This window comes from Pseudomonas sp. R11-23-07 (assembly GCF_003852295.1).
In the GTDB taxonomy this organism is placed as follows: domain Bacteria; phylum Pseudomonadota; class Gammaproteobacteria; order Pseudomonadales; family Pseudomonadaceae; genus Aquipseudomonas.
This window is the reverse complement of record NZ_CP027761.1, coordinates 4035605-4049678: the sequence shown is the minus strand read 5'-3', so window position 1 is coordinate 4049678 and position 14074 is coordinate 4035605. Positions and strand designations below refer to the sequence as shown.

General features: G+C 62.0%; 11 protein-coding genes and 1 pseudogene. 7 read left to right on the top strand and 5 right to left on the bottom strand.

Going from position 1 to position 14074, the window contains the following annotated elements; all coding sequences use genetic code 11:
• Nucleotides 1–56: 56 nt before the first annotated feature.
• The 4 genes from C4J84_RS18485 to C4J84_RS18470 form a co-directional block, all read right to left on the bottom strand.
• Nucleotides 57–1727: a bifunctional protein-serine/threonine kinase/phosphatase gene (locus tag C4J84_RS18485; RefSeq protein ID WP_124435907.1), complete on the bottom strand. Its 1671-nt coding sequence runs from the start codon at nucleotides 1725–1727 to the stop codon at nucleotides 57–59.
• The gene (locus C4J84_RS18480) at nucleotides 1727–2938 is read right to left on the bottom strand and encodes a NarK/NasA family nitrate transporter (protein ID WP_124367953.1); all 1212 of its coding nucleotides are present in this window, start codon (nucleotides 2936–2938) and stop codon (nucleotides 1727–1729) included. The genes C4J84_RS18485 and C4J84_RS18480 overlap by 1 nt, the downstream gene beginning before the upstream one ends.
• 144 nt (nucleotides 2939–3082) lie before the next feature.
• Entirely contained in the window at nucleotides 3083–3658 is a 576-nt protein-coding gene (locus C4J84_RS18475; protein ID WP_057721200.1) for an ANTAR domain-containing response regulator, read from the bottom strand.
• A gap of 13 nt (nucleotides 3659–3671) precedes the next feature.
• Nucleotides 3672–4898 (bottom strand): CmpA/NrtA family ABC transporter substrate-binding protein, encoded by a 1227-nt coding sequence (locus C4J84_RS18470; protein ID WP_124435906.1) that lies wholly within the window; start codon nucleotides 4896–4898, stop codon nucleotides 3672–3674.
• Between the two features lie 237 nt (nucleotides 4899–5135).
• Between C4J84_RS18470 and C4J84_RS18465 the strand changes: the two are divergent.
• The 5 genes and pseudogenes from C4J84_RS18465 to C4J84_RS18445 all read left to right on the top strand — a co-directional run.
• Nucleotides 5136–5972: pseudogene (locus tag C4J84_RS18465) on the top strand (secretin N-terminal domain-containing protein); the annotation flags it as partial.
• Between the two features lie 107 nt (nucleotides 5973–6079).
• Nucleotides 6080–6301, top strand: a complete 222-nt coding sequence (locus C4J84_RS18460; protein WP_124363925.1) for a FliM/FliN family flagellar motor switch protein — start codon at nucleotides 6080–6082, stop codon at nucleotides 6299–6301.
• A 161-nt stretch (nucleotides 6302–6462) separates the two neighbouring features.
• Nucleotides 6463–6849 carry a winged helix-turn-helix domain-containing protein gene (locus C4J84_RS18455; protein WP_124435905.1) on the top strand — a complete coding sequence of 129 codons (387 nt, stop codon included), beginning with the start codon at nucleotides 6463–6465 and terminating at the stop codon, nucleotides 6847–6849.
• Between the two features lie 19 nt (nucleotides 6850–6868).
• Complete coding sequence (locus C4J84_RS18450) at nucleotides 6869–7303, top strand: transglycosylase SLT domain-containing protein (protein WP_256657796.1); 435 nt, start codon at nucleotides 6869–6871, stop codon at nucleotides 7301–7303.
• Nucleotides 7304–7388: 85 nt separating this feature from the next.
• Nucleotides 7389–8408 (top strand): quinone-dependent dihydroorotate dehydrogenase, encoded by a 1020-nt coding sequence (locus C4J84_RS18445; RefSeq protein ID WP_124407900.1) that lies wholly within the window; start codon nucleotides 7389–7391, stop codon nucleotides 8406–8408.
• A gap of 134 nt (nucleotides 8409–8542) precedes the next feature.
• Here the strand turns inward: C4J84_RS18445 and rmf are convergent, their stop codons facing one another.
• Nucleotides 8543–8758 (bottom strand): ribosome modulation factor, encoded by a 216-nt coding sequence (rmf, locus tag C4J84_RS18440; protein ID WP_002553055.1) that lies wholly within the window; start codon nucleotides 8756–8758, stop codon nucleotides 8543–8545.
• 532 nt (nucleotides 8759–9290) lie between these two features.
• On the opposite strand from rmf, the gene rlmKL reads away from it, so the two are divergent.
• Together rlmKL and C4J84_RS18430 are read left to right on the top strand one after the other, a co-directional pair.
• Entirely contained in the window at nucleotides 9291–11555 is a 2265-nt protein-coding gene (rlmKL, locus tag C4J84_RS18435; RefSeq protein WP_124430236.1) for a bifunctional 23S rRNA (guanine(2069)-N(7))-methyltransferase RlmK/23S rRNA (guanine(2445)-N(2))-methyltransferase RlmL, read from the top strand.
• A 131-nt stretch (nucleotides 11556–11686) separates the two neighbouring features.
• The gene (locus C4J84_RS18430; RefSeq protein WP_124435904.1) at nucleotides 11687–14074 is read left to right on the top strand and encodes a GGDEF domain-containing protein; all 2388 of its coding nucleotides are present in this window, start codon (nucleotides 11687–11689) and stop codon (nucleotides 14072–14074) included.

Sequence of the window (14074 nt, the reverse complement as noted above, 5' to 3'; positions counted from 1 at the left end):
GCCAATGTCCCTGGTTTTATTGAGCGTTTAACCCGAATGCCGCAGGGTTTTGCCCGTTAGTGGTGCAACAGCCAGTAGAGCAGCACCAGATTGATCAGCAGCGAAGCCATCGCCAGGGTTTGCCAGACCTTCAGCGGTTCACGCTCCAGCAAGGGGCGGGCGCGCACGCTCAGCTCACGGCGGTCGGCCTGTTCCAGCACCAGCAGCCACTCTTCGGCGGTTTCATAACGTTGCTGCGGTTGCACGGCCACGGCCCGTTCGAGGCTCGCGGGCAACCAGTCGGGCAAGTCAGGACGGAAGCGGCTGGCGCTGACCGCCTGAGTGAAGCGCGGGCGTTGGAAAGCTTCGATTTCGCCGTAGGGATAGTGACCGGTCAGCAGGTAATAGAGCGTGACGCCGACACTGTACAAATCCTGTTGCGGCGTAGGCCGCTCGCCGTTGAACGACTCCGGCGCGATAAAACTCGGAGTACCGGGCAGCACATGCGCGCGGTCTTCGGACAGCCCTGGGCAGTAGGCCAGGCCGAAATCCAGCACGCGCAGTTCGCCGTCGTCCCCCAGCAACAGGTTTTCCGGCTTGATATCGCGGTGCAGGATCTGCCGCCGATGCAGCAGGCCGATCGCGCGCAGCAAACGCTCGGCGATGGACTGCCATTGAGCCAGGGGCAAGGGGCCCTGGCGCTTGAACAGTTCGGCCAGAGTTTGCCCCGGATATTCACGCATCACGTAGTACAAATGCTGACGCCCGCTGGCGGCATGCACTTCAGGGAATGCGCGGCCGGCGACCCGGCGCAGAAACCATTCTTCCGAGAGCAGGGCCTGGGCGGCGTCCGTATCGGTTTCTCGATTGAGCGGCAAGGTTTTCAGCAACCAGGGGCGCTGCTGATCATCCTCTACCCGATACAGCAATGACTGTCGGCTCTGCGCCAACAGGCTGTGCACCTGCCAACCTTCGAAACGTTGCCCGGCCTTGAGCAGCGGCGGCAGCGGCCACTGCTGCAACTGCACCAGTGCGTCGCCCAGCGTGGCGGCGCCAAGGGCATCGATGCGTACCAGCAAGGCGCTGGCATTGTCCTGGCTTCCTGCCAAGTGCGCGGCATTCACCAGGGTGTTGACCGCCAGGTCCAAGTCGCTTTGCTCGCGCAGAATCGCGCGGATGCTGTGGTCGCCCAACGTGGCCCAGACCCCGTCACTGAGCAGCAGGAAGCACTCGCCGGCGCGCAGTTCTCCGTCGAGAAAATCCAGCACCAAATGTTGGTCCAGGCCGAGGGCACGCTTGAGCACATGCTGCATGCCCGGCTGCTCCCACACATGGTCTTCGCTGATGCGCTGCAGCTCGCCGTCCAGCCAGCGATAGGCGCGGCAATCGCCGACGTGGGCCAGGGTGAAACGCTGGCCGCGAAACACCAGGGCACTGAGGGTGGTCAGCAGCGGCTGGCCGCCGCCATTGGCCTGCAGCCAGCGATTCTGCGCGACCAGTAAACGTTCCAGCGCCTGGGCCACGCCCCAGGTCTGCGGCGTGGCGTAGTAGTCCAGGGCCAGCGCCTGCAAGGTCGAGCGTGCGGCCAGGCCGCCATCGGCGCATTGGCTGACACCGTCGGCCAACGCGCACAGGTAGCCTTTGCTCGCGGCCAGTTCCGCCATGGGCGTGACCACCCGCAGCGCGTCCTGGTTTTCCGCCCGTGGGCCGATCGCACTGGCCTGGGCGACGCTCAGTTGCAGGCTCATCAGACGCGCGCGGCGGTCACGGCAGCCGAGCCCCAGGTGGTTCTCCAGCGACGCTTGACGCCGTGCAGGCCAAACCAGGCCAGCACGCCGAGGCTGGCGAACAGCCACAGGGCCACCTGATAACTGCCGGTACTCTGCTTGATCGCACCCATGCCGGCCGCCAGCACAAAGCCGCCAATGCCGCCGGCCATGCCGATCAAACCGGTCATCACGCCGATCTCACTGCGAAAACGCTGTGGCACCAGTTGGAACACTGCGCCATTACCGGCGCCAAGGCCGAGCATGGTGCAGACGAAAAGCGCCAACGCGGCGTAGGAACTGGGCAGATTGAAACCCACCGCCGCAATGCAGATCACCGCCACGCTGTACATGCCGAGCAGGGTCTTGATCCCGCCGAAACGGTCCGCCAGGGCACCGCCCAAGGGGCGCATCAGGCTGCCACCGAAGACACAGGCCGCGGTGTAGTAGCCAGCGGTCACCGGGCTCAGGCCGTACTGGTCGTTGAAGTAGCCGGGCAGGGCGCTGGCCAGGCCGATGAAGCCGCCAAAGGTCACGCTGTAGAAGAACATGAACCACCAACTGTCGCGATCACCCAGGGCTTTGAAGTAGTCGGCCATCGACTTGGCTTTCGGGCGTTGCGGGGCATTGCGGGCGAGCCAGGCGAACACGATCAGGGTAAGAATCAGCGGAATCAACGCGAAGCCGAACACATTGCTCCAGCCAAAGGCCGCCGCCAGTACCGGTGCCAGCAACGCGGCAAACACAGTGCCGGAGTTGCCGGCGCCGGCGATGCCCATGGCTTTGCCTTGGTGCTCGGCCGGGTACCATTGCGAGGCCAGCGGCAGGGCGACGGCAAACGAGGCACCGGCCATGCCGAGGAACAGGCCCAGCAGCAGGGCTTGCTCGTAGCTGTGAATGCCCAGTTTCCAGGCGCAGAACAACGCGACAATGACAATCACCTGGCCGATCAGCCCGGCGGTCTTGGGCGACAGCTTGTCGGCCAGCATGCCCATGAGAAAGCGCAACACCGCGCCCGCCAGGATCGGCGTGGCGACCACCAGGCCGCGCTGTTGAGTGGTCAGGTGCAGGTCGGCGGCAATCTGTACCGCCAGCGGGCCCAGCAGGTACCAGACCATGAAGCTCAGGTCGAAATACAGGAACGCGGCAAACAGGGTCGGGGTGTGCCCGGATTTCCAGAAACTTGATTTCATCACGCACCTCAACGGTTGGGTCTAAAACGAAAAAACGCCGCCACCGGGTTCGCGAGGGCAAACCGGGTGTGCGACGTCTTTGTCGTGGATTGGGCAACCGCCGTTGGCTACCTGTAGAGGTTCTTTAGCAAGAGCCGCGCCAGATCACCCGAGCAATTCGCTCATGGCAATAATCTGTTCGGCGACCTGGATCAGTTTCTGCTGGCGGCTCATGGCCTGGCGGCGCATGAGGGTGTAGGCCTCTTCCTCATTGCAGTCCTTCATTTTCATCAGCAGACCTTTGGCCAGCTCGATGCGCTTGCGCTCCGCCAACTGTTGATCGCGGGCGTGTAGCTGGGCGCGCAGGGCCTGGTCGCTTTCGAAGCGTGCCATGGCCACATCGAGGATCGGTTGCAGGCGCTGGGCCTGGATACCTTCGACGATGTAGGCACTGACCCCGGACTTGATCGCCTGGCGCATGACATTCGGGTCGTGCTCGTCGGTAAACATCACAATAGGGCGGGGTTGATCGCGGCTGACCAGCACCACCTGCTCCATCACATCGCGGCCGGGTGACTCGGTATCGATCAGGATCACGTCGGGGCGCACCGTTTCGACGCGCGCGGGCAAGTCGATGGTCAGGCCGGATTCATCGATCACCTCAAAACCGGCCTCGGTCAACGCGGCCTTGAGCCGGCCGACTTTGCGCGGGGTGTCGTTGATCAACAGGATTCGCAGCATGGTCGTGCTCCTGTCAGCGCAGCGCTTGGCGGCTGGTGTCGTCCGCCATGGCGTGCAGACGGAAGCTGCGGGCATAGCCGGCGGGGTCGGAGCCGTCCCAGACCTTGCCGTCGATCAACTGGCTGCTGCGCATATCTTCGTCATGGAGCGGGACGCCGACGGCGCTGGCGGCTTGACGATACACATCCAGTTGTTGCACCTGGCGGGCAACGTCAAGGTAATCCGGGTCTTCGCGCAACAGCCCCCAGCGGCGGAACTGGGTCATGAACCACATGCCGTCGCAAAGGTAGGGCAGGTTGACCGCGCCATCGGCGAAAAAACGCAGCGCATACGGGTCCTGCCACTGGTTGCCCAGGCCATCTTCGTAATTGCCCAGCAGGCGCGGTTCGATACAGTCCAGCGGTGCGTCGAGGTACTCGCGGGCGCTGAGCAGCTGGGCGGTGGAGCGACGGTTTTGCGTGCTCGCTTCGATAAAGCGGCTGGCTTCAAGAATCGCCATCACCAGCACACGGGCGGTATTGGGGTATTGGTCGACGAAGGCCTGGGTACAGCCCAGGACTTTTTCCGGATGATTCGGCCAGATCGACTGGCTGGTCGCCAGGGTGAAACCCTGGTTCTGCTTGACGGCGCTGGCGCACCAGGGTTCACCGACGCACAGGCCGTCGATACGACCGGCTTGCAGGTGCGCAACCATTTGCGGCGGGGGGACCACCACGCTGTCCACGTCCCGCAGCGGGTGGATGCCCTGGCTCGCCAGCCAGTAATACAGCCACATGGCGTGGGTGCCGGTGGGAAAAGTCTGGGCGAAGGTGAGTTTTGTACGGCTTTGGTGCGCGTGACGCTCCAATGCCTCAGGAGTGACCACGCCTTGCTGCTGCAGCCCACGGGACAGGTTGATGCTCTGCCCGTTCTGGTTCAGCCCCATCAGCACCGCCATCGGGCTCGGAGCAACGCCGCCGATGCCCAGGTGCACGGCATAGATCAGCCCGTACAGGCTATGGGCGGCGTCCAGCTCACCGCTGACCAGTTTGTCGCGCAGGTTGGCCCAGGACGTTTGACGCTTGAGGTTCAGCGTGAGGCCGTAGGGCTGCGCAAACCCCTGGGTAGCGGCGACCACCAGCGAGGCGCAATCAGTCAAGGCCATGAACCCCAGGTCGAGACTGCTCTTTTCCGGCGCGTCACTGCCGTTTACCCAGGCCAGCGCCGGGGTCACCGGGCTGTTGCCGACCGAATCGTTCATCCACACCTACCTTTTCTCTCAAAAAAAAGCGTCGCTTCCTCGGATGGCGATACCAGCCATTACAGGGAAACGACGCCTTTGTCCGTAGGCCCGCTCCGTCGTTGGCGCGCGCCCTGATAGAGAGTGCATAGCAAGGCACATGCCACGGGGCAGCCGTCAGCTTTTCATCATGATTGAACCTCGCCTGCCTCTCAGTATGGCCGCTCTTTCGCGTTCTACCGCCCCAGGAAAACCAAGGTGCATGCTGAATCTCCCATTCCGACGAACCGCCACTGCCTCGGTAGCACGCTGCTGTGGGTGGTGCTGTTGCTGCTCAGCCGGGTTGCCTGGGGCGAGCCGTATCAGGCCAGCGATGAAAGCCTGGACAGTTTTTTCGCTGCATTGTCGGTGCCCCTGGGTCTGCCTGTGGTGGTCAGTCGGGAGGCGGCGCCCAGGCGTGTCAGCGGGACCTTCGATTTCGAGGCGCCCCAACAGGTCCTTGAAGCGCTGGCCCGGCGTGAAGGCCTGATCTGGCACAGCGACGGGCAATCGGTGCACGTCTACAACGCGACTGAAGCGCGAACCTCCGTGGTGGCGTTGCGGTACATCTCAGTCAACCGACTGCGCGGCATCCTGCGCCGAACGGGGCTGGATGAATCGCGCTATCCCTTGCGCGACAGCGGGGTGCGTACCTTCTACGTGTCCGGGCCACCCAGCTATGTCAACCAGGTGCTGCGGCTGGCGCAATTGACAGACCGCCAACGCAGTGAACTGCGCGTGGGCACGCACGCCTTCGGTGTGGTGCAGGTGTTCAATACCCACGTCGAGGACAGGCAGTATGGCAGCGGCGCGAGCAAGGTCAGCGTGCCGGGGATGGCCTCCATCATTCAAGGCCTGCTGGCCAGCGAGCAGAAGGGCCCGCTGGCGGACAAGAACCTGACGCTGATCGCCTATGCGGACACCAACAGCCTCTTGATCAAAGGCAAGCCGGCCCAGGTAAGCCTGATCGAGAAGCTGGTAGATGAATTGGATGTTCCCAGGCAACTGAATGAAATCTCGTCATGGCGGGTGGATGTGGGCCGTGACGAATCGAAGCCTCCGGCCGGGCCGCCGCCGTTGACGGCTGCGCAATATGAGCGTGTGCAACGTGCGTTCGTAAGGCCGGGCCGCGAGCGTTCCCCCTGAATAAAAGGCGTTTGTCCATGTACCTGGAAATACTGCTGCAGGAGCAATTGATCAGCCGTAAGCGTCTGGCTGCGTTTGCGCCGGGGAAAGTGTTGCCTTTGGCGCCTGAGGTCATCCACTGCGTGGAGGTGCGGGTCAACGGGCAGTTGATGGCTGTGGGTGAGTTGGTGCAGCTGGAGGACCGGTTAGGCGTTGAATTGCATGAGGTGTATCAGGAATGGATACCTCGTTCGGGTTGAGTGGTGAACTGTCTTACAACGAGACGCTGAAAAACCCTGACTGAATAGGGTTTTTCCTAGCGTGATACGCGAGACAGGTTTTTATAGTCATGGCATCGGGCGAGTGAGCCGTCACAGCAAGAAGGATTTGAATGTCAGCAGTCGAATGTGCAGGACGCCTTATGGACATCGGGATTGAAGAATCGACAAATTCCCTGGTTTTCGCTCACTGGACCTTGCATGAAGATGGTCGGCTCACGGGTAGGGAAACCGATATTCAACTGCCGCCCAAAGAGGGGAACGTGCTCCGACTGTTGCTGGTTTCCGGCGGTTCGTTGATGACCAAGGACCGCTTGTTGGCGCTTGCCTGGCCCCGGGGCGAGGTGGCTGATGAGTCATTGACACGTTGCATCTACGCCTTGCGTAGACACTTGAAGGCCGACAAAGGGTTTATCAAGACCGTGTATGGCAAGGGCTACCGTTTTACCTGCCCTGTGCAGGTCCGGAACGCCGAGCCCAAGCACGTCATGCACGTGTGTTCGGCGTGCGGGCAGATCAGCAGTGTTTAAAGTGTGGGGCAGGGGCCTGATGCTGGGCTTGTTGATGGGCAGCAACCAGGCCCTGGCCTACTGCTGGGATGAAGTGGCGCGTCGTTACGACTTCGAGCCAGAGTTGCTGCAGGCCATCGCAGCGGTAGAGTCGGGGTACCGCGCAGAAGCGATCAACTATGCCAACGCTAATGGCACGCATGATATCGGCTTGATGCAAATCAACAGCAGTCACCTGCCTCGCCTGCTCAAGCTGGGCATTACCGAAGAGCGGCTGTTGAGCGAGCCGTGTTTGTCGGTGGAGGTCGGTGCCTCGATTCTTGCCGGGTTCGTTCAGCGTTTCGGCTATAACTGGACAGCGGTGGGTTCCTACAATGTGGGAGCGGGCGCCGGGGCGGAGCGTGACGCGTTGCGCATGCGCTACGCCGAAAAAGTCTGGGCCCGTTATGAGGCACTGATGGCCCATCGTAATTGACGATTGGGCGGCACGCCTCGCATGCAGCGTGTGTCCCCGGCTATAATCGCGCCACCTTTCGCCGCCATCCGAGTCTAGCCCGCCCATGTATACCCTGGCCCGCCAGCTGTTGTTCAAACTCTCCCCGGAAACCTCCCACGATCTGTCCCTGGACCTGATCGGTGCCGGTGGCCGCCTGGGGCTCAATGGCCTGGTTTGCAAGGCTGCGGCGAAAGTACCGGTGTCGGTGATGGGCCTTGAATTTCCCAATCCGGTCGGGCTGGCGGCCGGCCTGGACAAGAACGGTGCGGCGATCGACGGGTTTGCGCAGTTGGGCTTCGGTTTCGTCGAAATCGGCACCGTGACGCCTCGGCCGCAACCGGGCAACCCCAAGCCCCGGATCTTCCGCCTGCCGGAAGCCGAGGCGATCATCAACCGCATGGGCTTCAACAATCTGGGTGTGGACCATTTGTTGTCACGGGTTCAGGCGGCAAAGTACAAGGGCATCCTCGGTATCAACATCGGCAAGAATTTCGACACGCCGGTAGAGCGTGCGGTGGACGATTACCTGATCTGCCTGGACAAGGTCTACGCCCACGCCAGCTACGTCACCGTCAACGTCAGCTCGCCCAACACCCCGGGCTTGCGCAGCCTGCAGTTCGGCGACTCCCTCAAGCAATTGCTCGAAGCATTGCGCCAGCGCCAGGAAGACCTGGCCGTGCGCCACGGCAAGCGAGTGCCATTGGCGATCAAGATCGCTCCCGATATGAGCGATGAAGAAACCGTGCTGGTGGCCCAGGCCCTGATGAACGCGGGCATGGATGCGGTGATCGCGACCAACACCACCCTCAGCCGTGTGGGCGTCGAAGGCCTCGCTCACGGTGACGAGGCGGGCGGTCTGTCCGGCGCGCCGGTACGGGACAAAAGCACCCATATCGTCAAGGTGCTGGCGGCCGAACTGGCGGGGCGCTTGCCGATCATCGCCGTGGGGGGGATCACCGAAGGCAAGCACGCGGCTGAAAAGATCGCGGCGGGCGCAAGCCTGGTGCAGTTGTACTCCGGTTTCATCTACAAAGGCCCCGCGCTGATTCGCGAATCGGTGGACGCGATCGCGGCCCTGCGCTGAGGGCGCTTGTCTGACACGGGCAATAAAAAGGGCTCCATAGAGGAGCCCCTGGGCCGAAGCCCGCCGCCCGGATAGGACGTGCGTGGTTAAATCGCTACATATTCAAGTTGTTGTGTCGGAATTAAGTGCCCTGATTAGCCGACGGCGTGAAGTTCGTTGAGTCTGTGGATACCCGCAGTGCCAGTCATACCGTCCCAGTTGTCGCCTCGTCCTTCTCGCCAGCCATTGATCCAGGCTTGGCGCACCGACGGTAGAGTAAATGGGCAAAGCTCACGGGATTTTCCATGAACGCCATATTGATATCCGCGTAAAAATGCTCTTTCCAACGGATCACGCTTAAGTCTTCTCATAGGGTGTTTCCCTCACTTGTTGACTGTCTAGATATCCTTCGGCCTCGTGTGAGGCCGGGCAGAGTTTTTCTGCCGTTGGTGGGCTCGCTGCCGGCGTGGCGAGCCGATGTGTCGGCGTCGTTACGGCGCCAACCTGTGTTGAGTTCTAACCAATAGGTCACATGGATTCAATGATCGTTTTGTCATAAGCACGTAACGATAACGATGCTATAGCCATAAGCTGGGATGGCTTTTCGCCCCTTTTCCTAGGCAAAGCCAGCTATGATGTGCCCTGCGAAGAGAATGTGTTTAATCCTTGGGTGAGAATGCCCACCTGTTGCAGTCGGTTATTATTCGACGAAGGGTCGGAATATTTCTTTTTGTTGCTTCAAATTCTTCTTCTGCCCCGTCAATAAAGGCCCAAAGGCCCGTCAGATGAGGTGGAGCGGCACATTCGTGCCACGCGAGCACTCTTCAAGAAAAGTGCTTGATTGAAAACCGAACCGACGATGCGTCGCCCGTTCATTGATTGCTGAAAAGCCTGGAATGCCCCATGTCGGACCGTTTTGAACTCTTCCTCACCTGCCCCAAGGGCCTCGAAGGCCTGCTGATCGAGGAAGCCGTCGGGCTTGGCCTTGAGGACGCCCGCGAGCACACCTCGGCCGTGCGCGGCATGGCCGACATGGAAACCGCCTACCGCCTGTGCCTGTGGTCGCGTCTGGCCAACCGGGTGTTGCTGGTGCTCAAGCGCTTCCCGATGAAGGATGCCGAGGACCTCTACCACGGCGTGCTGGATATCGAATGGGCCGACCACATGGTCAGCGACGGTACGCTGGCGGTGGAGTTCAGCGGTCACGGCTCGGGCATCGACAACACCCACTTCGGCGCGCTGAAGGTCAAGGATGCAATCGTCGACAAGCTGCGCACCCCGACTGGCGAACGTCCGTCCATCGACAAGATCAACCCGGACCTGCGCATCCACCTGCGCCTGGACCGTGGCGAAGCCATCCTGTCCCTGGACCTGTCCGGCCACAGCCTGCACCAGCGCGGCTACCGTCTGCAGCAGGGTGCCGCGCCGTTGAAGGAAAACCTGGCGGCCGCGATCCTGATCCGCGCCGGCTGGCCGCGCATCGCTGCCGAAGGCGGCGCATTGACCGACCCGATGTGCGGCGTCGGCACCTTCCTGGTCGAAGGCGCAATGATCGCTGCCGACATGGCGCCCAACCTCAATCGCGAACTGTGGGGCTTCACCACGTGGCTCGGACACGTCCCGGCGTTGTGGAAGAAGCTGCACGCCGAGGCCACCGAACGTGCCGCTATCGGCATGAACAAAACCCCGCTGTGGGTGCGTGGCTATGAAGCCGATCCGCGTCTGATCCAGCCGGCCCGCAACAACATCGAGCGCGCCGGCCTGAGCCACTGGATCAAGGTGTACCAGGGCGAAGTCGGCACGTTCGAGCCGCGCCCGGACCAGAACCAGAAAGGCCTGGTGATCTGCAACCCGCCGTACGGCGAGCGTTTGGGTGACGAGGCCAGCCTGTTGTACCTTTACCAGAACCTTGGCGAGCGTCTGCGCCAGGCTTGCATGGGCTGGGAAGCTGCAGTGTTCACCGGCGCGCCGGACCTGGGCAAGCGCATGGGCATCCGCAGCCACAAACAGTATTCGTTCTGGAACGGCGCGTTACCGTGCAAATTGTTGCTGATCAAGGTCAATCCGGATCAGTTCGTCACCGGCGAGCGTCGTACCCCGGAGCAGCGCCAGGCTGAACGTGAGCAAGCGGCTTACGACCAGGCCCCGACCGAACCGGTCGAGCGTCAGTACAACAAGAACGGCAACCCGATCAAGCCAGCCCCGGCCCCGGTGGTCGAACAGGCGCGCTTGAGCGAGGGCGGGCAGATGTTCGCCAACCGCCTGCAGAAGAACCTCAAGCTGCTGGGCAAGTGGGCCAAGCGTGAAGGCGTGGATTGCTACCGCGTGTACGACGCCGATATGCCGGAGTACTCCATGGCTATCGACCTGTATCACGATTGGGTGCATGTGCAGGAATACGCCGCGCCGAAGTCCATCGACCCGGAAAAAGCCTCGGCGCGCATGTTTGACGCGCTCGCGGCAATTCCCCAGGCACTGAACGTCGACAAAAGTCGCGTGGTGGTCAAGCGTCGCGAGCGTCAGAGCGGCACCAAGCAATACGAGCGTCAGAGCGCCCAGGGCAAGTTCACCGAGGTCAGCGAAGGTGGCGTGAAGCTGCTGGTCAACCTCACCGACTACCTGGACACCGGCCTGTTCCTCGACCACCGCCCGATGCGCCTGCGCATTCAGAAGGAAGCGGCGGGCAAGCGTTTCCTCAACCTGTATTGCTACACCGCCACCGCCAGCGTGCACGCGGCCAAGGGTGGCGCGCGCAGCACCACCAGTGTCGATTTGTCCAAGACCTACCTGGACTGGGCACGTCGCAACTTCTCCCTCAACGGCTTTTCCGACAAGAACCGCCTGGAACAAGGTGATGTAATGGCGTGGCTGGAAGCCAGTCGCGACGAGTTCGATATGATTTTCATCGACCCGCCGACCTTCTCCAACTCCAAGCGCATGGAAGGTATTTTCGACGTGCAGCGTGACCACGTGCAATTGCTCGACCTGGCCATGGCGCGCCTGGCGCCGGGCGGCGTGCTGTACTTCTCGAACAACTTCCGCAAGTTCCAGCTGGAAGACAACCTCAGCGAACGCTATGCGGTCGAGGAGATCAGCGACAAGACCATCGACCCGGATTTCGCGCGTAACGCCAAGATCCACCGCGCCTGGAAAATCACCGCACGCTGATACGTGTGGCGAGGGGGCAAGCTCCCTCGCCACGGCAGGTATTTACGCTGGTCAAACCCCCCACCGATGGCTATAACTTAACGTCCAGCCAAAGTGACACCCCCCGCACGCTGGCGTTGTGAGTATCGCCTATGCCAATGCAAGCCGTACGCCCGAAGATCCTTGGTTTTATCAGTGAACAGGCATCGGCTTGGCTGGTGGCATTGGTGGTGCTGGCAATCGGTAGCGCGCTGACCCTGGTCATCGCGTGGGCCGCTGCCGACCTCAATCAGCAGCAGGTGCGCCAGCGCTTCCAGTTGCTGGTCAATGAGCGCTACAGCCGGATTCAGGAGCGCTTCGAAGACCAGGAGCTGCGCCTGGATAGCCTGCGCCGCTTCTTCATCAATTCCGGCGAGGTGTCTCGCAGCGAATTTGACGGCTTCGCCCAGCCTTTGTTGTTGCATGCGCGTGCCTATGCCTGGGCGCCGCGTGTGCCTCGGGATCAGCGCAGCCGGTTTGAACAGGACATCTCGCGCCAGCGCGGCGTACCTTTCAACATCCGTGAACTGAATTCGGCAGGTGAGCTGGCGCCCGCTGCCGAGCGCGATGAATATGTACCGGTGTTATACAGCCAGACCCAAAGTCTGTTGGGCTCGCCGCTGGGTTTTGATCTGCTGGCCCAACCCCTGCGGCGCGCTGTGCTGGAGCGTGCGCAAAAAAGCGGCAAGGTGGCGGTGTCCCAGCCCATGCAATTGGTGGGCGTGGAACCGGCCTATGCCGCAGGGGTACTGTTGGTGGCGCCGGTCAGCAAGACCGTCGATGCCCAGCCGTACGGTTACGTCATGGCGGTGATCAGCCTGCGCCAATTGGTGGCCGATGGGTTGCCCAAGGCAAACCGGGATAACCTGGCGATGCAGATCGTCGACACCTCCGACACTGAGCAGCGTGTGCTGTATGCGTCCAGCAATGCGCCGGGCGGCAGCGACCTTGTCGCCGCCCGACGTCTTACCCTCGGTGACCACGTCTACGCGCTGAGCCTGCGTGCCAGTGAGGTATTCGACAAGGCCAACCATTCCTCGACCAACACCATACTGATCATGGGCGTGCTGTTGAGTGTGCTGCTCAGTGCCTTGCTTTATGTGCTGGTCAGCCAACGCCAGCGGGCGTTGACCCTGGTGGAGCAGCGTACCGCTCAGTTGCGCATGCGTGAACAGGAGCTACGGGGCGCGCATGGTCAATTGCGCAGCGTGCTGAATGCGGCGACGCACGTCGCAATCATTGCCACGGACTTGCGCGGTGTCATCAACATGTTCAATGCCGGGGCCGAGCGGATGCTGGGGTTCAAGGGCGAGCACGTGGTGGGCCGCCTGACGTTGGAGCGCCTGCACCTGGCCGCCGAGCTCGAGACCCGCGCCATGCGTTTGAGTGTGGCGCTGGGCAAGCGTATCGCGCCGAGCCAGGCGATGCTGGTGGAAAGTCCCGACGGTCAACAGGATGCCCGCGAATGGACGCTGGTGCGCGAGGACGGCAGCCCGTTGACCGTAAATATGCTGGTCACGGTGTTGCTGGATGACCATGGCCTGTGGGTCGGGCACTTGGCGATTTACCTGGATGTCACTGAGCAGAAGCGCGCCTATGAAGCGTTGGCCGCGCGCGATCGCTTGCTGAAAAAGCTCAGTGCCCATGTGCCTGGCGGCATCTTCCAGTTCACCCTGGAGCCCCACAACAGCTGGCGCTTCATTTACGCCAGCGAAGGCATGCGCGATATCTATGAGATCGAGCTTGGCGTGTTGCAGCAGGATGCGGGCAAGGTCCTGGAACGCATTCACCCCTTGGACCTTGAGCGGGTACGCGCGTCGATACGCTTGTCGGCGCTGCAACTGAGCCATTGGCGCGAAGAGTATCGCGTGCAGCTGCCCCAGCGCGGCCTGCGCTGGATTCGTGGCGAGGCCACGCCGGAGGAATTACCCGGCGGCGGTACGTTGTGGCACGGTTATGTGTCGGATATTTCTGACCTCAAGCGCGTGGAAGAAGAGTTGCGCACGCTGTCCATCACTGACTCCCTGACGGGCATCCACAATCGCCGCTATTTCCAGGACCGCATGAAAGCCGAACTGCTGCGCCACACCCGTACGTCTGGGGCGCTGTCGGTGATCATGCTGGATGTCGACCACTTCAAGCGGGTCAACGACCAGTACGGGCACGGCGCCGGGGACGGTGTGTTGCAGGAGCTGTGCAGGCGAATCAGCCAACGCTTGCGCCGCACCGACGTGTTCTGTCGGTTGGGTGGGGAAGAATTCGTGGTGCTATGCCCGCACACCGATGGCGCCCAGGCTTACCACTTGGCGACGCAGTTGTGGCAGTCGTTGCGCAGCACGCCGATGGCGCCGGCGGGCATCGTCACCGCCAGCTTTGGGGTGGCCAGCTGGCGTGTCGATGAAGGCATTGACGGGTTGCTGCTGCGCGCGGACTCGGCGGTGTATACCGCCAAGCAGACGGGCAGGGACCGGGTGGAGCTCTGTGGCAGCGGCGTTGAATAA